Origin of the sequence: Moellerella wisconsensis, assembly GCF_022592395.1 — a bacterium.
Lineage (GTDB): Bacteria > Pseudomonadota > Gammaproteobacteria > Enterobacterales > Enterobacteriaceae > Moellerella > Moellerella wisconsensis.
This window is the reverse complement of record NZ_CP093242.1, coordinates 2,621,597-2,643,740: the sequence shown is the minus strand read 5'-3', so window position 1 is coordinate 2,643,740 and position 22,144 is coordinate 2,621,597. Positions and strand designations below refer to the sequence as shown.

Genomic DNA, 22,144 nt, shown 5'->3' with positions numbered 1-22,144 from the left:
GGCTATAAGCTCAGGGGATCCGCCGGGTTCAATAGCGCGGGTGGCCGATAAGCGAAGCACCGCGAGACGATAAAAAACTATGCGTTATAGAAAGAATAATATTTACTCGGGATAATTATGGAATCCGAGTTTTTCAGAAATATTACGACACGCATTTTTTAGCATATCGACATAGTAATCTTGGTGTTGTTGATCATAGCGAATGGTGGGCAGAGAAATCGATAACCCGGCAATCGCACGACCAAACCTATCGTAAACGGGCGCAGCAATACATCTTAATCCCAGTTCTTGTTCTTCAATATCTTCAGCAAAATGTTGTTCACGGACTTGCGCTAATTGAGCGAGCAATTGATCAACATTTTCTAAGGTATTTGCAGTATTTTTAATAAAGGTGACATCTTTTAATGTGTTACGAATGAATTCTTCACTTCTTTCGGCCAATAACACTTTACCAATCGCGGTGCTGTAAAGCGGGTTACGGCGACCAATACGCGATTGCATACGCAGGTTATAGCCAGAATCAATTTTATGAATGTAAATAATCGAGTTTTCATCTAATGAGCCTAAATGCAGGGCTTCATTGGTTTGTTCTGAGATATAACGCATCTCTTTGTCAGCTAATTCAATTAAATCAACATATTCCAGAGATTTAGAACCTAACTCGAATAATTTCATGGTTAATGAGTATTTGTCGGCTTCACCTTCTTGTACCACGTAGCCTAAAGATTTCATGGTTTGTAAAAAACGAAAGGTGGTGGCTTTTGACATCATAAGGCGTTGCGACAGCTCTGAAACGCCAATTTCCTTTTGCTCGCTGAGTGCACTTAGTATGCTGAAAACTTTTAATACTGAAGATACTGATTCAGGCTGTGTTGATTTATCCATAAAACCTCCGTAGTGCCAGATGTGGGGGGGCGATTGCCATGAGCAGATTTTTTCTCTCACTATTTACCCTATATTAGCAAATAGTTGCCGTTGTTTTATTAATAAATTTGCAATTAATAATAAAAATGAACTGCTGTTTCAATTATGTTTGATCTCATGTTTGAAATAGTATCTAATGAGCAAAGTGAAACGTGGTTTCAATTTTATAGGTGTCAGTGGTTATCACCCGATAAAGGCAAATAGAGTGTTTTTTTGGCCACCCTAGCTATTAATTTACGTGATGATAGCAGAATGTAGCAATTTTATGACTCATGGTCGCTAATTTAACAGCACTAACTCGCTGTTTTTTAGTTATATTTTAGCTATGTTTTAGCTATTTTGGCTGGCAAATATTTGATTTATAACGAGTAAATTAACCTAATCCTAAATAATAGGGGGAAGGTTAATCTATTAAAATTACAACATCTTAGAAATCGTCTCAGTCAGCAAAACTTTTTATCGTATTAAGATAGCCGATTATTTTAATTAACTGATTTGGAGTAAAGAATGAAAATTGCATTAATGATGGAAAATAGCCAAGCCGCGAAAAACCCAATCATCATCAACCAATTAAAACAAGTTGCGACCCCATTAGGCCACCAAGTATTTAACGTAGGGATGAGCGATGAGCAAGATCATCATCTGACCTACATTCATTTAGGAATTATGGCGAGCCTGTTATTGAATTCTAAGGCGGTTGATTTTGTGGTGGCGGGGTGTGGTACCGGGCAAGGCGCATTGATGTCATTGAACATTCATCCGGGAGTGGTCTGTGGTTACTGTTTAGAGCCTTCCGATGCTTTCCTGTTTAATCAAATCAATAACGGTAATGCTATTTCTCTGGCTTTCGCGAAAGGTTTTGGTTGGGGCGCGGAATTGAATGTGCAGTATATCTTTGAAAAAGCCTTCACCGGTGAGCGCGGTCAAGGGTATCCGATTGAGCGTGCTGAGCCGCAACAATGCAATGCGGCTATTTTGAATCAAGTTAAAGCCGCGATAGTCAAAGATGATTATCTGGACAGTCTGCGTGCTATTGATCAGTCACTGGTTAAAACAGCGGTGTCTGGCGAGCGTTTCCAAGAATGTTTCTTTGCCCATTGCCAGAAACCAGAAATTGCCGACTATGTGCGTTCTTTATTAGCATAATCGCCTAATCATCGATGATTTGTTGTTTCTAGGTTGCCGGACTGGCCGCTTAGAAACACAGATAAACTGATTTGAAAACCGACTTTATGGAATAGATAACGTTTATCTAACTAGGTTGAATAAAAGCCAAAATAGGTGATTTAAATGAATATAAATCATATTGCTGTGATTGGTGAATGTATGGTTGAGCTACAGCAAGGCGAGGGGGGATATAGGCAAGGGTTTGGCGGTGATACGCTAAATACCGCGTTATATCTTTCTCGTTTGACCTCGGCTCACGGGGTAACCACCCGATATATCACGGGGTTGGGCGAAGATCCTTTCAGTCGCAAAATGCTCGAAAGCTGGCAGCAAGAAAATATTAATACCGATAATGTGTTTATTTTACAGGATAAACTGCCGGGGATTTACCTGATTGAAACCGCACAAGACGGTGAGCGCCGTTTCTTTTATTGGCGGGATAATTCGTCGGCCAAATATTGGTTAACCGCAGAGACAGCCGCGCAGACGGGCGAGCTTTTAAGCCAGCAGCATATGATTTATCTCAGTGGGATCAGCTTGGCGATTTTACCGCCAGCCCAACGAGACCTGTTGTTTAGCTTGCTTGCGCAGGCAAAATTGTCCGGTGCAAAAATTGCGTTTGATAACAATTATCGGCCTAAATTATGGTCATCGATCGCTGAAGCTCAGCAGGCTTATGCCCGTATTTTGGCACTGACAGATATGGCTTTTTTAACTTTTGATGATGAAAAATTGTTGTACGGCGATCAACAAGAACAACAATCGATAGAACGCGCACGCGCGCTCGGCGTTGAAGAAATTGTGATTAAGCGGGGCTCTGAACCCTGCTATGTAATTATTAATAATAACAAATGGGTCGTTGCGGCCAATAAAGTGGACAAAGTGGTTGATACCACGGCGGCCGGTGATTCTTTTAGCGCAGGCTATTTAGCCAAGCGGGTCACGGGCGGAACCCCAGAACAAGCGGCAAAAGCCGGGCATGATTTAGCCTCAGTGGTTATCCAACACCAGGGAGCCATTATTCCAACCGCTGCCATGCCTGAGATAACCCCTCATTAAGGAATCGAAAATGCATACCGCGTTATATGAAAAATTAAAACAAATTAAAGTGATCCCAGTTATTACGATTAACCATGCTGAGCATGCTGTTGCTTTAGCTCAAGTGCTGATTGAAAATGGTTTACCGTGCGCCGAAGTGACTTTCCGGACACCTGCTGCCGCGCAAGCGATTAAAAATATGCGTGCGGCATACCCGGATTTACTGATTTGTGCGGGCACGGTATTAACCCCCGCGCAGGTTGATCAAGCGATGGCAGCAGGGGCGGATTTTGTGGTCAGCCCAGGGTTTAATCCTAACGTTGTGGCGTATTGTCAGCAAAAAAATATATTAATTATTCCTGGTATTAATAGCCCGAGTTTGGTCGAACAGGCGATGGAATTTGATTTAAAAGTGTTTAAATTCTTCCCGGCGGAAGCTTCAGGCGGGTTACCGATGCTCAAAGCATTAAGCGCGGTGTATCCGGTCGAATTTATGCCAACTGGCGGCATTGATTTACAGAATGTTAAAGCTTATTTTGCGTTGAAATCGGTGATTGCTTGTGGCGGTTCGTGGATGGTGCCGACGGCATTGATTGAAGCGCAGCAATGGGACGCATTGGCTAAATTAGTCACTGAAGCCGCTGCCGCGGTATAATCTGCTGGCGAAATACCTTTTATTAAACCGGCGGTATATATAGCGCCCAATAAAGCCCGACGTGTTCGGGCTTTATTGGTTTTATTGCGGGGGGATGATCAATGGGGCTATATTTCTAACGCTGTATTTCTAAGGCTATATTTCTAACGCTGTATTTCTAAGGCTGTGTTTCTAACGCTGTGTTTCTAAAGCCGTATTTCTAAGGCTGTGTTTTTAAGGCTGGGTTTTTAAATAGTGGCAATAACTGCGTGGCGCTTAGCGGCTGAAAACTAAAAACCTCGCGCTGTATCATGTTGTTTCAGCGCGAGGTTTTCTAGCGTCTAACATCGATTGAATGGCATTATGCGTCGATGCTCCAGCGATTATTTAATCAGTTCAATCACACAAGGCTTGGCTTCGGTCGTGGTGGTGGTAATTTGGGTGGTGTCATTATGCTGCGTGACTTTCACCCCGGGTTGCGGTTTGGCTAGTTGCCATTTGCCATTGATCACCAGCGTACTGGTTTGCGGCTGAGAATTGGCCGTCAACCAGGGGCGCGAATAAATACTGACTTCGACTTGTTGCCCTTGAGCATCGACCTGATCGGGCTCGACCCCTTGATAAAAATTCAAATCAGGATTAACCACGCTGAGGCTGAGGCGATTATCTTGCGGGTTCACCATCACCATGACCGGTGCGTCGCTGGCGATCACCGTCGCCTCTGGTGAAGCCACGTTAGCGGCTTCAAAGAAGGCGTATCCTTGTTGTTGGCTTAGCCCATCTTTAACCGCATGCACGCGGTTATCCTGTTGAATAACTTGATACTCAGGTGCTTGTGGCTGGTCTGCTTCAATCACAACCGCGTATTCATAGCTCTGATTTTTAGGCGCTTTTCCATGTTCAATAATGGCGGTGGCGATTCTATTTTCGGTGGGTTTATCGTTGCGATCATCAACGGATTGCTGTTGACCATAGGTCACGGTTAACCGTTGCTGATGCGGAACAGAATACAGATTACCCGCAGGATCGATTAATAAACTCGGTTGATTTAAATGGAGCGGATGATCCAGTGCGGTAATCTGTTGACCATTCACGGAGATAGCCTGTTGCTGCGGAACGGCAAATTGAAACAGGGTGGTTTCTGTGGCATGAGCGCTATCGTCATTTTCGATGCCTGAGCCTAAGGCAATGATCCGATTATCAAACATAAAATAAGATTTATTAGCGCGTAAGCTCTGCTGTTGGTATTTACTGTGCCCATGCAGTTTCATGGCGAACATGCTGTTATTGCCGAGGGTATTGGCACCAGAATAACTTTCGGTTGAAAGCAGCATTTCTTCAATACCCGCCGCCGGTAGCTGGTTTAATTTGGCTTTTAGCTCAGGATAAGGCAGATGGATGGTGGTGGTTCCCGGGTAGCGGTTCCAATCCCATCCCGCATGGCTAAAGCCTCGTTGGGTTAAATCAGCAGGGATAATTTCAAGTTGTCCGTATTGCAAATAACGACCATAGCGGTTGTTTTTCTCGTAGCTTTCGTTACCGACTAAATAACGACTAAAACCCCGAGCGATAGCTAACCAAGATTTTTGTTGATCTTGCGAGGAGGCGCGGCGTTGAATCGCCATTGAAGCGTAGTTCATCGCCCACGCCCCTGAGGGTTCATTTTCAGCGCTGATCCCTTCAAATTGAGGCAAATTCTGCAAGCGAGCATAAGCTGCCGCTAAATCAGGATCCACCGACTTTTTCCCATCTGGCGTTCCGGCTAAGGCCATCCATTGGTACGGTGCCACACTGATTTTATGCAGCCCCGTTGGGTGACGGCCACTGAGTACAATCGGTATTTGGCTCTCTTTGGTGTACACTCGCATGTTGAGTAGCACCTCTTTTAAACGCGTATGCGCAGGCTCAGACAATCGATACGGGGATTGACTGAGGGCGTAGACGGTAGGGGCTAATCCATCAAATGCGTCTTTAGCATAGGCCGGATAATGTTGGGAGTGATGGAAGATAGAGCCGTCAGATTTAAACCCACCAGCGACGCCTTTAGAGCGTAAAATAGTTTTATTTAACCAGGTATTCAATTGCGCTAGTGCCGCTTGGCGCTGGGCGACGTCTGGCAGCATCAATAGGCTTTTCACCATCCATTGTAATTGAGTATTGAGGATATCAACGTTTGCATCGACGATGTTGTCGTCGGGCTCAAAAATACGCCCGGTCGCGTTATACCACATCATAGCTTGCTGGGTCGGCGCTAATAACCCATGTTGTGCCAGCACATGGCGACCAATAAACCACGCATTGAATAGCTCTCGGGTTTGATAGCCAACATGGGTAATAATTTGATAACCGCTACCGCGGGTAAATCCTTGTTCTAGTACATAGCGGGTACCCAGCAGGTAGGCGGCTTCTAATTGCGCACGGTCGGACGCTGACAGTTGATTACTGCGTAAATAAAGGGCGGTTTGTAGCAGGGTTTTACCGATATCGCGCAGCATATTGGCATCGGTAAGGGCCTTTAAAGTGTCAGGGCTAAATACTCCGTCCACTTTCATAAAATGCTGGCGGTTTGGATGGTCGAGCGGTTTGGCGCTAATGGTGCCATCGGCTTGTTGCTGAATATTAAAGGTTTGCCATTGGGCTAAATTCTTTTCTACCATTTCATGGCTGACTTTTTTATCTTCACTTGCGCCTTGGTAAGCATCAAAGCGCCGATAAATCTCGGCGGTTTCAGGTTGGTCATCGCGAAATGCAACCTTGAAATTGAGTTGGGGATAATGCTGCTGGAACATTTGATCGTACATTCGCAACGCACTCCAGTTTTTGCTCACCATGGTGTTGACTGCGTTATTGACGAACGGGATGGAATCATCGGGGATCGGCCAGCGCTGATCAACGGGCACGCTCATGATCAACTGGTCAAAAAAAACCGTTCCGGCGTGATCGGGGGCGATAATCTGTAAGGCATCAAATTTTCCACGCGCTTCGCCGATCATATCGCGAAACGGCACCGCAATGCCGTGCCAGCCGCTAAAGTTCATCCCGACCTTAAAGGTTTTAGCTGGTTGTTTATTTTGCATAAAACGGAAGGTTAACGGGGTATCGATAGCCTGCGGATTATAAATCCATAACATAAAAGTTAATGGCGTCGATGTGTCGGCACGGTCTTGATACGTCACCGGACTGTTGATGCTGAGTGTCGCCCCGGGTTGATAGCGCCATTTTAATGATTGTTCGCCATCTTTACTCTGTTGGCGGTCGAGAGAAAGTGATGATCCTTGGGGGGTCGATAAGGTGTTTGGCAGTTGTTGCTCAAACAGATAGACATCGCCAAATGTTTCATGGGCGACCGAAGGCAGTGACGAGGCATAAGCAGGAGCGAGAAAAATGAGCGATAACGCACTGAATAGTGCTGTCTTTTTCATGATAATTATCCTAAATAAATACAGGAACGGTAGGGCTACCGTTCCTGTATGGCGATATTAAGGTTGCGGGTTCAGGCTGATTTCCTGAGGAATACCGAAGTAACTGCTGAATAACAGCTCGGTGGTGTCTCCACTGATCCGAGTTTCAATCATGGCGGACTGATCTGCCGGCTGCCATTTTCCATTCAGCACCACGTTAATAGCGACAGGCGTCGCGGCTTTTTGGCGAGTCATGTTCAAATCTGGCGTGACAGCACTGACGACCAGCTTATCACCTTGCGGCTGAGCCATAATGATGGATGGCTGGTTGACTTTTTTGAGCCATTTATCATCGACGGCGCTGGCATGATAGAACATATAACCGGTTACTTGGCTTTGATTATCATGAATAATATGTACGTTTTTATCTTTTCTCAGCACCTGATAGAAGCGCTTGCCGCTGTTAAATTGTTTGGCACGTTGAGCCATATTTTCAGGCGTTGCATCAAGGAAAATCATATATTCATAGCTGGCATCTTGCGGCGCCGTGCCGTGGTTTATCCAAGCCGAGGTAAAGTTCCCTTGGGTCGGTTGACGGTTTTTGTTTTCAGCCGAAACCTGTTGTTGGCGGCTTAATTGAACCTTTTCAGCCCCGGTGATCAAATATCCATTGCCATCAGAATCAATCAACCAATCGCCTGATTTTAAACTGGTTTGATAAGGGAACTGTTCAACTTTTTGTCCGTTGATCCACACGGCATTCAGTTGCGGGGTAATCGCCAATTGGAATAAAGTGGTTTCTACCGGATTTTTTTTGTCGCTACTGCGTATCTCACTGCCCAGCATAATCAGATGGTTATCTGCGGCGAGGACACTTTTTTTGGCGCTAAATTTGGGATCAAAGCGTTCGAGATCGGCAGGTGATTGCAAATCAAAAGCCATCGCGCCATAGCGATTTTGTAGGGCCGACACCCCATTAAAACCGCGCTCGCCGCGTAGCATTAGCGTATGCGGTTTCGGGCTATCAAGTTCGGTCAAAGGTAAGTGGATAGTGGTTGCCCCCGGCATGCGGTTCCAATCCCAACCGGCTTGTTGATAACCTTGTTTTTCTTGGTCGCCATGATTAACAATCTGCACCACGCCGTGACTTTGATAACGCCCATAGCGGTTGTCTTTATTGTAGATCTCCGCTGACCAAACATTGCTGTTAAAGGCTTTCATCGTGACCATTTTTTGCTGCCAGCGATAGATACCAAACGCACCGCCGTTAAAGGCATAATAGCCTTGTGGCAGTTTTTCGGGTTCGATAGTTTGACCAAAAATCTGTTGCGCTTGTTGCGCCGATTTTCCGCTGATCGCCAGATAAATCGCCGCCAACGTTTTATCCGGCGCCGGTTGGGCTGACATCGCTAGCCAATAATATCCTTGGGCAATGCTGGTCAGTGACGGCGGATTAAAGGGATGACGACCGGAGAGCGGTAACCCGACTTGTGGATTACTGTAAATCCAGGCCGCCACCATGGCTTTTTTCAGGTTTTCTTGCCCGGCTTTACCTACCGCAAACGGGGTATCACGCAGTAAATAGACTAACTGAGAGGCATTTTTGAACGCCGGGAAGGAATAACCCGGATAGTTGCTTTCATGCCGCCACGCAGTACCGTCAGGGCGTAATCCATCTTTACTGCCCGGCGGGGTTTGCGCTAAGGCGCCGGTAATGTAATGGCTAAAGGTGTTGATTAAGTTAATGCGTTTTTGATCGTCCGGCTCCAACATTAATAAGGCCAAATGTTGGCGTGATAAGGTGTTGAAATAATCCAGATCGGAGCTACCGGGACCGACTTTCATATCGAAACTCTGTTTAAATTCACGCGAATACCAAAGCAATGAATCGTAAACTTGAGTTTGTAAGTGGGCTTGTTTTAGCGCATCAGACATTAACAGCGTCGAAATATACCACCAGCGAGAACTGTATCCCCAGTGGTGAGTGGTGACTAAACTGCTGCCTTTGGTAAATCCTTGATCTAACAAATGCTCTGTCATTAACAGATACATCTGTTTTAATTTTTCTTTTTGCGCTGCCGATTTTTCCAATACATAGGCTCGGCTGATGTTAAACATTAAGGTGGTGTAATCGCCTAGAATAACGTAATGATCAAATAAGGCTTTATCCTGTGGATTGAGTGAGTTCGGCTGGTAGATAATCACCTGTTTTTCGGTAATTAAATGGCGTCCCCGCAGTGTGCCATCTGCCTTGCGTTCAATATGTAGCGCATCAAATGCCTGAATTAATTTATTAACGTTGATTTCAACCGCTAAATTGCTTTCGGTTTCCCCGTTGACAAACTCATTAATCAGCCGTTGGCGAATAGTCTCGACGGCGGTTAGATTTTCCGGGGTGACGGCGAGCTGCGGAGTGACCGTATGAAAGTTAATTTCCGGCTCACTAATGCGCGTTTTAACCTGATCATCAGACCATTGATAACGCGCATCATCGACGGACAACATGATACGGTCGATATAAAATTGCCCTTGTTTTACTGTCGACGGGGCTTTAAAGCGGATACTATCGACTTCTTTGCCCAGTTTGCGACCAATCGAGCGTGGCGTATCATCAGAGTTTAAATTAACCGCATTTAAGGTCATTTCACGATTATCTAAGTCATTGTTGAGTGACACCCCCACAGCGCGCCAGCCGGTGAAATTTAATTTTACTTTAAAGCCGGCTTGCGCTTCGTTGGTGCTATTTAGTTTCTCGCCTAAATCTACGGTGAGATAATCATTAATCGGATGTTCGTTATAAATCCAGAAAGACAATACGGGTGTAGAAGCACGCCCCCAGGCTTTAGACGCTTGTTTATCCGTTGGCACGATGATTTTTTTATGGAGCGTAAAGCTGCTGCCTCGTTGCCAATTCCACAGCAGTGAGTGGTTCCCCATAATGCTGCGTTTATCGGTTAATTCGAGGCTTGAGCCTTGACTGGCCGAAAAATCCGCGAGAGGGTTAGCTTGTTCAAAATGGTAAATTTCTGAACGTAAGATATTGTCGGCAGAATAGGCCGGTTGATCGGTTGCCGCGAGTACCGAGTAAGGAGCACTTAGCAGCCCGACACAGACGGCAACTGCGCTAAGACGATATGCAGGTTTCATGCTGTCCCCTTAGAACCGTTGACTTAAAGTAACACCCACCACCGCTTCATTGAATTGGTCATAACGGTGATATCCGAGTTTCGCCCCGACATTTAACCGGGAATTCATATCCAAATTAGCCCCAACTTCGCTATTAAAGACATCGCCACCGACGGTATTACCCACGATATCAAATGTCTCTTTACCGGTATTAAAGTAGGTCAGGCTGTGGCGCTGGTTGATTTTGTTTTCATTGCCTAGCGCTTTGTAATATCCAAGGTTAACTGTTGGGGTCAGTTTTCCGTAGTCGAGTTGATAGCTGTTCCATAAAGACACCGAGCCCCCGAGTTGATTAACCGCATAACGTTGGCTGTAGGTTTTCATTGATAACGCCGAGCCGGTTTCTTCCCATGAATCAATATTTATCCATTGATATTGGTAGCTCAGCATCGGTTTAATGTGCACGATATCGAGGTCGAAATTCATTCCGGCATTCAGTTGGTAGCCAGTTTGTACGCCAGAATAATCGCCTTTGGCTTTGGTATTGCCGCTCCAGCCTGTATCCGCGCCAATTTTGCGTTCACTGTCGACTTTAAAATAGCCGATGTTGGCATTGCCGTTAATGAATAATCCGTCACTGTACCAACCGGCATAAGGCATAAATTCAACATGGCTGATATCCTTGGTATGGCTGCGTTTATCAGCATCGGCTTGGGCATAACTGTAGGCCAGCGAAAAACCAATCAGCGCATCATTATTAATTTCTTGATCCGCCCCCAGTTGGATACCAAAACGGTTGATATTGTAGCCGTTGACTTGGCCTTGCTGACTTTGAGAGCCGTAGCCATACAGGGTATTTACCCAGCTATTCCAGCCGGCATCACGTTCTTCAATCGGCAACTGATTGTCATAGCGTAAGAAACGCTGATTTACATTGCCGCGCATCTCTTGCACCATCATTAGCCCCGCTTGGATCTCACTGCCATCGGCGGTCGGTGTCATATCGTTGCTCAGTGCGGCAATGCTGTTGGCCTCGCTACCCGCTGCAACTAACAGGCTCAAGGCTTGATTGGACGCTTGGCTGCGGGTGTTATTAAATTCATTTAATACGGTCGGCACCACGAAGTTAGCGGTTGCCAGCGCATTTTGACTTGCGCCCCCTTCAGCCGCAGATGCGATGAATTTATCGCCACCTTGATAATTTACGCCATAACGAGCGACCAGTTTATTGCCAGTCACGCCACCACTAATCACTGGCGGGGTGGTTTCTAACCAAGAATCGGTTTTTTCTAGTAGAGGGGAGGCGTCAGGGCTAATTGCATTTGCGTCGGTTACGGTAACACCACCTTCATCGGTGATTTTAGAATCTGACTCGAGTAAGACAATATCTTTATTGATGATATTTTCGATATCATTGCCTTTAAAATCGAGTTTAGTTTGGCTGCCTTTTTTAAAGGTAACATCACCGCTGATATGTAAAATAGTCTCATCAGTATTGGTGTCATCATCGAGGCGAAAAATTAAGGTGGTATTGTCTTTGTTTAAGTAATTGCTGTCCCAGTTAACGGTTCGGTCTTTCCCTTGTACGGTTAATACTCCGTGGTTCTCGATGGTTTTAATGCCAGTGATTTGATAGCCATCAAATAAAGCGTTAGCCGTGCCGCCTTGATATGCAAAGTTAATTTTATTATCTGCGTGCCCGTTGCCTAGAATATCGCCATGGATTTCGCCGTTGACATCGCTACGAAATGCCGATGCACTATTTCTGAAATCAATTGCGGCAGTGTTGCCGCGTACTACGGCGCCGTCACGGATGTAAACACCGGTGCCTTTTTTTTCAAAATCGCCATCAATAGTAATCGCGGTGCCATTTTCACTGGTTACCTGCGCTCCATTTAAATTGATGTTGCTACCAAATGACGCTCCTTTAGCAATATAAATGGCATTAGCACCTTGTTCTGTCGCGGTAATATTATTAGTAATCGCTTGGGCTTTGTATGAAGTATTGGATGGATTAAATTGAACCGCATTGCCTTTAGACACCATGACATCTTTATTTATTTGGGCATTTTTACCTTCTTCAACATTGATGGTTTCACAAATCTGGTTTTCTGGATCGCATTGTGCGGCCCACGCTGAATTATATAGCGCCGATAAAATAGCAATGTTCAGTAATAATAGTTTTTTATTTTTCATAATATAACTCCACGAATAGGGTATTAATTAAAAAGTCGTTCTTATAGCGACTTTAAAATAATCTTGGGTAGAAGATGTGCCATTATTTTTATTATCAACTTTCTCGTTATAATATTCGGTCATTACACGCCATTGATTATTAATTTGATAACCCAGTTGTAAGGTATAACGTGTCATATCTTTTTCAATGCGTTCGCCTTTATTGGTTCTATCATCAATTTTTCCTAAAATAGAACGACGCATGGACGGAGAAATAACTAATCCAATCGGGGTATTCCAGTTAGCATAAATACGAATTTGTTGGTTATGGTTAGTTTCTTTGGTGTCGTATTCATCATGGCGAGTCGCTTGTTTACCGCCATCAAAATAAGCTACCGTGGTATTTATATTAGGGGTAATGAAATAACGCAGTCCGGGTTCAATTTCCCAGCTAAGATAATCGGTATTATTAATATTGGTTCCACGTTTATCTTCTTTCTTTTGTAATCCAAATAATACGCTACCAGACAGCACCCATTTTTCATTAATTGGGAATTGATAATTGGTTTTGGATTCATAGAAATCAACCGTTGTGCGGTTTCCATTTTGAAAATTAGTTAAATCTTGACGGACTTTTAACCCTGGTTGGATCCAGCCGTTATTTAATTTGAATCGATAACTGCCTTGTAAATCGTAACGTTGGAATCGGTTGTCATTATCATGTTTGCGTTGACGGAAACCCGCATCAAAATACCAGTTAGATTTATCTGGGTTAATATTGACGTCAACACGGTACCCCGAATAGTTATTTGAGGTTTCGTAATCTGCTGATTCCCATGATAACATTGCATTAACGTTAGCAGCATTAGCGTTAAATGAAGATAATCCAAGGCTGAATAAAGGTAATAGAACAGCAACACCAAGTTTTTTCATGATTTATATCCAAGTCTATATTTCGCTGTGTAATAGTCTTTAGGGTGTAAAAAGTTACTCTTCTTAAATAATAAAGAAGAGTAAACTTAATTAATCAGCGATAAGGTTTATATTTTAAATATATTATTTTTCACTAAAATATCATTTTTAATTATATTGACTCACATTCGGATAAGGCTTTATTGGCTTTATTTTTGGTTGCGGTTATAAATTCAGTTGGCCGCCATGAATCTCCCGTTTTTTCTAGCCATGGAATTAATTCTTCTTTAGTTAATTTATCAATTAACGGTTGATTGTTGTCTGCAATATTCGTCATCTGATACGGATCTTTAATATTGTCATACAGCGTATATTTAAGTGGTTGCCCATCTTGGCGATCAATGACCATAGTATATTGTTGGGTTCTTACACCGCGTTTACCAAATGAAGGTTCGCCATAAGGGATAAATAAATACAGTTGTGAATTCGCGGTATCCCCTTTACCGGTGATGACTCGCTCCGCCAAGTTGGTGCCTTCAACGGTGTCTGGGATCCATTGTTCTAATCCGAGTAAGCCCAGCATGGTCGGATAAATATCTGGTGCCGACATTAATGCATCGTCAGTGCCGGGGGCAATTTTGCCCGGTAGACGGAACATCATTGGAACTCGCATAGATTCTTCATAAGGGTTATTTTTGGTGGGCTGTCCATTGGCACCAAGGCAACTACCGTGGTCAGAGAAGAATACTACCAGCGTATCTTCGGCGAGGTTTTGTTGGTCTAATTCATCCAGAATACGCCCAAATTGTTCATCAACCCCATTGACCATCGCTAAGTATTGTTTGAAATACTGCGGGCCGTAGCCTTCTTGATATTCGACATCCCACTTGACGTTTGGTCGGGTATTTAGCTCTTTCGAGGTTTTACCGGCGTAACGATCCAAGTATTTTTGTGGAACTTGGTCATAAGGTGAATGCGGTGGGTTCATCGAAACGACCAACGCGAAAGGTTTGGTGTTGTCGCGGTATTTGCCATTTTCGTTGCGTAAGAAGCTAATTGCAGTATCCGCTTCATGCTCTGGGCCCCATTGATCAACATAGAAAGGTTCTTCTCTTGGGGTGTTATTTGCCCAGTACATCGGTTTCATATGCAGGTCATAGGTACCGTAAGAGTACCAAAAATCAAAACCATGGCGTTGTTCTGGCGAGGTCCATTCGTTCCAGTAACGGCCTTCCATTGGGTTATTGTAACTGGTTATATAGGGTTTATGGGGCGCATCTAAGTGCCATTTCCCGATGTATCCGGTGCTGTAGTCTTGGGCTTTTAAAATATCTGACCAGCATTTGGCATAGCGTGAAAGCTCAATACCTACGTTGCCGCCGTAATCATGCGCGTTGCCTGTTACGCCGTTGCGTGTGGGATATTGACCGGTCATAAACATGCCACGGAAAGGAGAGCACAGTGGGTAGTTTGACACCATTTGGGTCATAACTTTTGATTGCTTCGCAAACTTATTTAAATTAGGCGTAATTGACGGATCTTGTTTCATGAACTCCAACGCCTGAGCTCGCATTTCGTCGGGAAAGACTATCAGTAAGTTGGGTTTCTTTTGGGGGACGCTTGGTTTTAATTTATCATCAGCTGTGAGTGTATTGGCAAATATAGGGCTTGTTACTGTAATAGCCGCACCGCTGGTTGCCAGCCCTTTAATAAAGGTTCTACGAGATACCGACATATTTGCGTTCCTTAATCTTCGTTGTGTTTCAAATTATGTTATTACATATTATTTATTCTTTGTTATTTTATCAAATGGAAAGCACACGAAAGATCAAACTTGGTAGCGCGGTCACAAAAGTTGAATATAACTTGTAGCAAACATTCGGGTTAATTAGTGCTAAATACCGGGTATTATTAAATTGATATATGTTATTTATCATTAAGTTAATAATATAATAACCTTAATTAACTTTAGTCTGTTTAGCGCTAAAAACCGCTATTGTTAATCAACTAAGAAGTGAAAACGATAATTGATAACCATAAACACTGAAAGAAGGATGTTTATCGAGATAATGTAAATACAACGCTATAGTTTTCCCTAATTTAAGTTATAAAATTAATCACTTATGTTAATTCTTTAGGCTAATGGCTGATGTTTATAATCCGTATTAATGATGGGAGGTTATTTTGGGCATGGGGGGGCTAACGTCGGTATTTATCAAAACACTTCAGCCAAGGAGGAATGTTGTTTGACCGAAGTGTTCGATAAATGAAAACAGACGATAATATATTTTTTAATATATATTAATAACTCGCTAATTTTATTGAGTAATTAATATTAAGTAATGAATGTTGGCTAATCAATATTAGCCATAAACCTTATTTTAAATAATCTAACGGCCAGTGTTTAAAATAAATATGATTAGCCTGCCAATCAACTTTTTGGGTATTTTCAGTTAATAAATGGCGAGCGACAGTAAACGAAAATTCGAAACTTACGCCTAAGCCTTTACCGGTAATAAATTGACCATCTACTTCGATGTCTTGATCCACATAAATGCCATCATCAAATTTATCCGCTAATTTATCGCCGGTACTGTAACGGTGCTGCTGTAATAAATGATGTGCCGCTAATACTTTGGCTCCAGAGGAGCAGAGCGCACAGATATATTTGCCTGCGGCAATATGGCGTTTAATAAATGCCATAACATGTGGATTAGCCGATAAACTGTCGGTGCCTTTCGGGCCGCCAGGCGTCATTATGGCATCGTAGCTGTCGTCTATCTTTTCGCTTAATAGAAAATCAGCCGTTATTTTTGTGCCAAAATAGGTATTCATCACCGGAGTATCCATACAGGATAATACGTCTACTTCGATATCTAAACGGCGCATGATGTCGATGAAAATAACCGCTTCAGCTTCTTCGAAGCCATCGGCCAATAGGACTGCTACTTTTTTAGTGGTCATTGATTTTTCTCTGGGTTATTCTGCTGGGTTTATGGCTTACAGTTTGCCTGCACTGCCACACACACGAATTTTATCCGCCACAATTTTCTTCATAGCTGCTTTACCAGGAACAATGTAATGGCGCGGATCGTTGGCATCTGGGTGGTGAGTAAAGTAGTCTTTAATGGCGTCGGAGAAGGCTATTTTCAGTTCGGTCGCCACGTTAACTTTACAGATACCTAAATCGATACAACGTCTTACATCAGCATCAGGAATACCGGATGCTCCGTGTAACACTAAAGGGGTGTCGGTTTTTTGGCGAATAATCGCTAGGCGATCAAAATCTAAATGCGGTTCACTTTTATACATACCGTGCGCCGTACCTATCGCAATAGCTAAAGAATCAATCCCTGTTTTTTGGATAAATTCAACCGCAGCATCCGGGTCGGTATAGAGCGCATCTTTGTCGTCGACAATCAGGTCATCCTCTTGCCCACCGAGTCGGCCGAGCTCGGCTTCAACGGAGCAATCCCAATGGTGGCAAAAATCGACCACTTTTTTGACTAATTGAATATTTTCTTGAAAGTTAAAGTGAGAGCCGTCAATCATCGCAGAGCGAACGCCGGCGGTAACTTTATGGCAGATATCAGCATAATCTTCATGATGATCAAGGTGCAGCGCGACAGGCATTTTGTATTGATTCGAGGCTTGTTCGCAGATAGCCACTAAATATTCGGTACCCGCGTAACCAAAGGTTCCGGGCGTTCCCGCAAGAATGACCGGGCTGCTCATTTCTGCAGCGGTTTCCATGATGACTTGAATAGTTTCGAGATTGTGAACATTAAAAGCAGGAACAGCATAACCGCCTTGTTGGGCGCGTTTTAGCATTTCGAGAGTGGAGACCAAATACATGTTAACCTCAACTATTATACTTTCATTTATTTGTGAATAATAATAACCGAAGATAAAAGAAAGATCAAAGCGTCTGCTGGGTTATTACACAAATAAAACCTTTAGAAAAAATGTGACATTTTCGAGCTATAGCAAGTGATCCCCTTGCGCAGTAAGTTATTTTTAGGTCGTCGGGATTGTCCAATGGCCAGCTCAATCAACTTATCTAATGGACGTTGTTTGAGCAGTCTTCGGGTCATTGGTGTTTGTTCTAAGGTATATTCTTGTTTGAAAATAACCACGATCTCTTTCGTTTCGAAAGTGCCGATCACCAGTGCATTAATGCTTGGCAGAGAAATTTGATAATCTTGCTGTTCTATCGGCAGTGGGGCGGATGGGGTTTGCCAGAAATTAATCCGTTGGCCGCAATACAGCGCAATATTGAGTGCGCGTAATGACCAGAAACTGCTGGCTGGGCCACTGTAGTTATCGACTAAGCGGGTATCGTCGCCGAATAAACCTTGGGTGGGGGCGCCATTGCGCATTGCGCCTTGGCTAATGAAATACTGTAAGTTGGTTTCTAAGGCGCGTTTGGCTTCACCGCAGGTGACCGAGCGACCGTTAAGATCGACGCCGGCAATTAAGGGCGCAGAAGCCGCGAGGCGATAGCATGCGCTACGGCCAAAGAACGGTAAGCCTTTAGGGGTGAAAAAATAGCGGTATTTTTGATTAAACAGATCCAGCGCTTGGACAATAAAATCGCGGTCATAATCAGGATCGATTTGCACTAGCCAATATAAGGAGTAATAGAATCCCCACGCATTATAATAATCATAATTGCCGTTTGCACCATCACGGAACCAACCATCACCGACATAAAATTCTTTGGTTCTTAAGTATTTATTATGGTCAATCGTGTCTTCGCCAGTGAGCGCTTTAATCACAAATTGCACGGTTAATGGAAATAAGTGCCAATTATTATCGACGGTTTTATGGCTATTCACCTGTTTAAACCAGTCGATGATTTGCCGTTGTTCTGGCGCTGATAATGCGTCCCAGACCCATTGTTTGCTAAGCCATAGTGCTAACGCTAAATCGGCGGATTCGCAAATGCGCTGATCGTAATCTTCAATATCCCCCCAATATCCGGCATGTTGCGGGGAGGTGCCAGCCAAAAATGCCGAACGGATAAGTGCTGGGACATCAATCGAGGCATTATTTAAAGTTTTCAGATGCGTATCGCCGCCTCTCTCTCGGCTGTGGTGCAGCCATGTGGCTAAGGTGGGCAGCACTCGGCTGACACCTTCGAGCGCATCAATTTTTACGGTTTGTTGACCCGGCCGCCCAGGATAATAAGCATGGCTATAATCCCACACCGCATAATGATCAAAGGCTTCTGCAACGTAGCGTACTAGCATTTCGCATTGATCGAGTAAGCTGTGTTGGGTGTTTTGAAAATAGTGTTGCAGTTGCTCATCATGGTGGGGATAGGCACGATGTCGCTTAATGTGGCGGATGATATTTTGTTTAATTAACCGCTCATAAATGCTGAGATTAGGGTGTTCATACGGCAAAAATGGACGGGGTTGAGAAGAAATTTTAATACGCATAACGGTGTCTCATTAAAATGTGAGTCCTTTCACATTAGATAAATACAAAATATTAATCTTTGGCTGAGCTAACTAAGACTTGATAATGGTCTTTGCCCCAAACGACAGGTTTTGGCTTGTTTTTAATCCAATCATAATAAGCAGCTTTCATCGCTTTGACTTTTTCAGGGTGCTTGGCAGCCAGATTTTTTGATTCCGCAGGGTCAAGTTTGTCGTTGAATAATTGCACGCTGTCACTGCCATCATCATAAAAATACAGCGCCCATTCTCCATCTCTGACAGCCCATGAGCCTTTAGACAGTTTTTCTAAATTCGGGTTAGTTGGCGGCGTTTCGCGGTTATAGGTGATCCAATCCCAATAGCCGTGCCAGAAATCCTGATTATCTTCGCTATAGTGTTTAGTCCCAGGACCGGTCCAGAACAGATAGTTATGCGGAGATGTTGTGACTTTACCGCTTAACAGCGGCATGATATTTTTGCCATCGACCTTCATATTTTCAGGAATTGATATACCTGCGCTTTCTAAGGCCGTTGGCAGAATATCTAACGCAGAAACTAGCGCATCACTTTTTTGTCCGCCCGGAATATGACCTGGCCAGTAAGCGATAAATGGAACATGGACGCCGCCATTGTACATTTGTCCTTTGAAGCCTTTATCCATACCGTTCATTGGCATTGGTGATTCATGAACCGCGCCATTATCAGAAATAAAGAAAATCAGGGTATTTTCGAGTTCGCCATTTTCTTTGAGCTTATCGATGATTTTGCCAATGCCTTCATCGGCGGCATTGATGGCGGCAAAATATTTGTTGGCCTCAGTGTTGCCGGTATCAAATTTTTCCATATATTTTTTCGGCGAGGCTTGCTCGAGAGGAATATGTGGCACGCTATAAGACAGGTTAATAAAGAAAGGTTTGTCTTTATGGCTATCAATAAAATTGATCGTTTCATCGGTCAGATGATGGGTAAGATAACCCGGCGCCGGGACGATTTCATTATTGCGCCAAATAGCCGGAGAGTTCCATAACGCTGCCCCCGAAGCATAATAGCTGTAGCCGTAATCAAAACCGCGTTCATTTGGCGCATATCCTGGTTCTGGGGTGGATAGCATGTTGTCGTGATAGTCACGGGTCTGTTTATCTTCGTCAATTTTCGGTTTTTTGATGACTTTAGCATTATGCCATTTGCCAATACTGGCTGTGGCATAGCCGTTCTCTTGGAACAGCTCTGGCAGTAATTTAATCTCTAAGGGGACGCCCATCATGGCATCGTCGTTACTGTAGGTCCCGAAACTGGCAGGGTAGCGTCCCGTAAAGATCCCTGCGCGCGACGGACCACACACAGGATGAGCAACAAATGCGTTAGTCATTTTTACGCCATCGGCGGCCATTTTAGCGACGTTAGGCATTGAACGCTGGGCAGCATCAACCATTTTATTAATATCGCCTTGATAACGAACGGGAACAGGACGTTTATTTAAGGCATCTTTATCCAGTGAATCGATAGCAAAATCTAACTGCCCAGTGCCGAGGTCATCCATAATAATTAATAACACATTGGGTTTCTCTGGCGTTCCTCCGGCGAATACCGCGGGAGCTGCGACCAGACTGGAGGTCGCTATTAAGCCTGCCAGCAGGCTTTTCTTTAATACGGATCCCATTCAAAACTCCTTTAGAGCGAATTAACTCATTGATCTTTGTTGATATTTGTTGTTAATATTTATCTTTGCCGGTATTTATTGCCGATATTTATTGTCGGTATAGTTGCCTTAAAACCGGTAAAGCATCCGCGGCTAATCCACCGTCAGTAATTATTTTTCGCATCGCTTGCATACCCGCGGCAGTGTGGTGGAATATTTGTTTGTAGGAGCTGCATAAATAGTTATGGCGATATTTTTCACCGTTAATCGCGACTATTCGATGTTTAGGGCAGCCGCCGTAACATAGGGCTTGTACTTCACATTTACGGCACATCTCCGTGAGCTTGTCGTATTTATTTTGACCAAATCGTTGTTGTTGTTTCGAGCTCATCATTTTAGCCAGTGAATGCTGTTTGACGTTGCCTATAAGGTTCGCGGGATAGACAAAATGATCGCAGGAATAAATATCGCCATTGGATTCAATGATCACCGCTTGTCCGCAGGTTTTGGATTGAATACAACTCGATGCTGGATACCCCATCCAAGTTCCTAGCAGGCTATCGAATAAACGAATAAATATTTGCCCGACATCGCCTTCTTTAATCCATTCATTAAAAATATCCGTCATAAATTGGCCATAACCATGGCTTGGCACGGAGAAAGGCGCCATTGGCGCATCCGGGGCGGGAGCATACGAGTAACTTTGTGAGTTAAAGCGTTGGTCAACTTCAACAATGGGAATAAATTGAAAGAAACGAGAACCTAAGCGTTTGAGTGCGTGATAGGTTTCTTTGCCTTTATTCCAATTTTGGTCGTTAATGACCGTTAAGGTATTAAATTCAACGCCATATTCAATAAGCAAGGCGATAGCATTTTTGACGCGCTCAAAAGTAGGCCGGCCATTAACCGTAATCCGGTATTTATCGTGAACCGCTTCTAAACCATCAATAGAGACACCGACTAAGAACTTATTTTCGGCTAAAAACTGGGCCCATTGGCGATTGATAGCAATTGCGTTGGTTTGCAAGCTATTGGTAATTGTTTTGCCCTTTGCATATTGTTTTTGATATTTCACCGCTTGGCGGAAAAAGTCTAGCCCCGCTAAGGTAGGTTCTCCACCTTGCCAAGCAAAATCAATCTGGTTGCCGCTGTGGCTTTCAATATAATCGCGAATATAGCGTTTTAAGGTGTTTTCTTGCATTTGGTCGTTGCTTACGTTTACGTTTTCTTTCTGTTGACCAAATAAGCTTTCTTTTTCTAAATAAAAACAGTACTCACACTTAATATTGCAACGATAGCTGGTGGGTTTTGCCATGACATGAAAGAACAAAGGTTGTGATTGCGCCATCGTCATATCCTATATTTGTTATGATTTGATGGGCTATCTTACGAAAAATACCTACAATACAAAAGAGATTGAAATCACAATAATGCAAAAATCGAAGTTAAACGAAAGTTAATGGGGATAAATAGTTGCAGTTTATTTTATATGTTTGGGAAAATGATACCTTGCTAGTTAATGATGCCGTCTAATCATCATTTTTTAGATAAATGGCTATTTTATTAACTATTTATGTTATAAAACAATAGGTTGTTTGATTTTAATTATCAGTTCGATAAGCTGTATCTTGATTGATAATCACTTCAATTTACTATATTCAGGTTTCCTGACTCAAATATAGAT

At 43.6% G+C, this 22,144-nt stretch carries 14 protein-coding genes; 3 read left to right on the top strand and 11 right to left on the bottom strand.

Annotation, left to right across the window (positions count from 1 at the left end; all coding sequences use genetic code 11):
• Positions 1-102: 102 nt before the first annotated feature.
• A complete protein-coding gene (gene kdgR, locus MNY66_RS11600; protein ID WP_241500901.1) occupies positions 103-885 on the bottom strand; it encodes a DNA-binding transcriptional regulator KdgR in 783 nt (260 codons plus the stop codon).
• A 546-nt stretch (positions 886-1,431) separates the two neighbouring features.
• Here kdgR and MNY66_RS11595 point away from each other — a divergent pair.
• The 3 genes from MNY66_RS11595 (at position 1,432) to MNY66_RS11585 (ending at position 3,784) form a co-directional block, all read left to right on the top strand.
• Positions 1,432-2,070 (top strand): RpiB/LacA/LacB family sugar-phosphate isomerase, encoded by a 639-nt coding sequence (locus tag MNY66_RS11595; RefSeq protein WP_047255919.1) that lies wholly within the window; start codon positions 1,432-1,434, stop codon positions 2,068-2,070.
• A 144-nt stretch (positions 2,071-2,214) separates the two neighbouring features.
• Positions 2,215-3,150, top strand: a complete 936-nt coding sequence (gene kdgK / locus MNY66_RS11590; RefSeq protein ID WP_241500900.1) for a 2-dehydro-3-deoxygluconokinase — start codon at positions 2,215-2,217, stop codon at positions 3,148-3,150.
• A gap of 10 nt (positions 3,151-3,160) precedes the next feature.
• Positions 3,161-3,784, top strand: a complete 624-nt coding sequence (locus tag MNY66_RS11585; RefSeq protein ID WP_047255921.1) for a bifunctional 4-hydroxy-2-oxoglutarate aldolase/2-dehydro-3-deoxy-phosphogluconate aldolase — start codon at positions 3,161-3,163, stop codon at positions 3,782-3,784.
• Positions 3,785-4,146: 362 nt separating this feature from the next.
• Here the strand turns inward: MNY66_RS11585 and MNY66_RS11580 are convergent, their stop codons facing one another.
• From MNY66_RS11580 to MNY66_RS11535, 10 genes are all read right to left on the bottom strand, one after another.
• The gene (locus MNY66_RS11580; RefSeq protein WP_420915524.1) at positions 4,147-7,188 is read right to left on the bottom strand and encodes a chondroitinase family polysaccharide lyase; all 3,042 of its coding nucleotides are present in this window, start codon (positions 7,186-7,188) and stop codon (positions 4,147-4,149) included.
• Positions 7,189-7,242: 54 nt separating this feature from the next.
• On the bottom strand, positions 7,243-10,311 hold the full coding sequence (locus MNY66_RS11575; RefSeq protein WP_047255923.1) for a chondroitinase family polysaccharide lyase: 3,069 nt from the start codon (positions 10,309-10,311) through the stop codon (positions 7,243-7,245).
• Positions 10,312-10,320: 9 nt separating this feature from the next.
• Entirely contained in the window at positions 10,321-12,486 is a 2,166-nt protein-coding gene (locus tag MNY66_RS11570; protein WP_241500898.1) for an autotransporter family protein, read from the bottom strand.
• A 27-nt stretch (positions 12,487-12,513) separates the two neighbouring features.
• Positions 12,514-13,398, bottom strand: coding sequence for an OmpG porin family protein (locus MNY66_RS11565; protein WP_047255925.1), 885 nt, complete (start codon positions 13,396-13,398; stop codon positions 12,514-12,516).
• A gap of 151 nt (positions 13,399-13,549) precedes the next feature.
• Positions 13,550-15,112, bottom strand: coding sequence for a sulfatase family protein (locus tag MNY66_RS11560; RefSeq protein ID WP_047255926.1), 1,563 nt, complete (start codon positions 15,110-15,112; stop codon positions 13,550-13,552).
• Positions 15,113-15,753: 641 nt separating this feature from the next.
• The gene (locus MNY66_RS11555) at positions 15,754-16,341 is read right to left on the bottom strand and encodes a DJ-1/PfpI family protein (protein WP_047255928.1); all 588 of its coding nucleotides are present in this window, start codon (positions 16,339-16,341) and stop codon (positions 15,754-15,756) included.
• 36 nt (positions 16,342-16,377) lie between these two features.
• Entirely contained in the window at positions 16,378-17,232 is an 855-nt protein-coding gene (locus tag MNY66_RS11550; RefSeq protein ID WP_047255929.1) for a tagatose bisphosphate family class II aldolase, read from the bottom strand.
• Between the two features lie 101 nt (positions 17,233-17,333).
• Positions 17,334-18,821 carry a DUF2264 domain-containing protein gene (locus tag MNY66_RS11545; protein WP_241500897.1) on the bottom strand — a complete coding sequence of 496 codons (1,488 nt, stop codon included), beginning with the start codon at positions 18,819-18,821 and terminating at the stop codon, positions 17,334-17,336.
• A gap of 52 nt (positions 18,822-18,873) precedes the next feature.
• On the bottom strand, positions 18,874-20,481 hold the full coding sequence (locus tag MNY66_RS11540; protein ID WP_047255931.1) for a sulfatase family protein: 1,608 nt from the start codon (positions 20,479-20,481) through the stop codon (positions 18,874-18,876).
• A gap of 88 nt (positions 20,482-20,569) precedes the next feature.
• On the bottom strand, positions 20,570-21,814 hold the full coding sequence (locus MNY66_RS11535) for an anaerobic sulfatase maturase (protein ID WP_414738781.1): 1,245 nt from the start codon (positions 21,812-21,814) through the stop codon (positions 20,570-20,572).
• Positions 21,815-22,144: the final 330 nt, after the last annotated feature.

Bases quoted from the DNA above. Each gene is read 5' to 3' on its own strand.
- kdgR (WP_241500901.1), bottom strand. From the start codon at position 885: ATGGATAAATCAACACAGCCTGAATCAGTATCTTCAGTATTAAAAGTT.
- MNY66_RS11595 (WP_047255919.1), top strand. From the start codon at position 1,432: ATGAAAATTGCATTAATGATGGAAAATAGCCAAGCCGCGAAAAACCCA.
- kdgK (WP_241500900.1), top strand. From the start codon at position 2,215: ATGAATATAAATCATATTGCTGTGATTGGTGAATGTATGGTTGAGCTA.
- MNY66_RS11585 (WP_047255921.1), top strand. From the start codon at position 3,161: ATGCATACCGCGTTATATGAAAAATTAAAACAAATTAAAGTGATCCCA.
- MNY66_RS11575 (WP_047255923.1), bottom strand. From the start codon at position 10,311: ATGAAACCTGCATATCGTCTTAGCGCAGTTGCCGTCTGTGTCGGGCTG.
- MNY66_RS11570 (WP_241500898.1), bottom strand. From the start codon at position 12,486: ATGAAAAATAAAAAACTATTATTACTGAACATTGCTATTTTATCGGCG.
- MNY66_RS11565 (WP_047255925.1), bottom strand. From the start codon at position 13,398: ATGAAAAAACTTGGTGTTGCTGTTCTATTACCTTTATTCAGCCTTGGA.
- MNY66_RS11560 (WP_047255926.1), bottom strand. From the start codon at position 15,112: ATGTCGGTATCTCGTAGAACCTTTATTAAAGGGCTGGCAACCAGCGGT.
- MNY66_RS11555 (WP_047255928.1), bottom strand. From the start codon at position 16,341: ATGACCACTAAAAAAGTAGCAGTCCTATTGGCCGATGGCTTCGAAGAA.
- MNY66_RS11550 (WP_047255929.1), bottom strand. From the start codon at position 17,232: ATGTATTTGGTCTCCACTCTCGAAATGCTAAAACGCGCCCAACAAGGC.
- MNY66_RS11545 (WP_241500897.1), bottom strand. From the start codon at position 18,821: ATGCGTATTAAAATTTCTTCTCAACCCCGTCCATTTTTGCCGTATGAA.
- MNY66_RS11540 (WP_047255931.1), bottom strand. From the start codon at position 20,481: ATGGGATCCGTATTAAAGAAAAGCCTGCTGGCAGGCTTAATAGCGACC.
- MNY66_RS11535 (WP_414738781.1), bottom strand. From the start codon at position 21,814: ATGACGATGGCGCAATCACAACCTTTGTTCTTTCATGTCATGGCAAAA.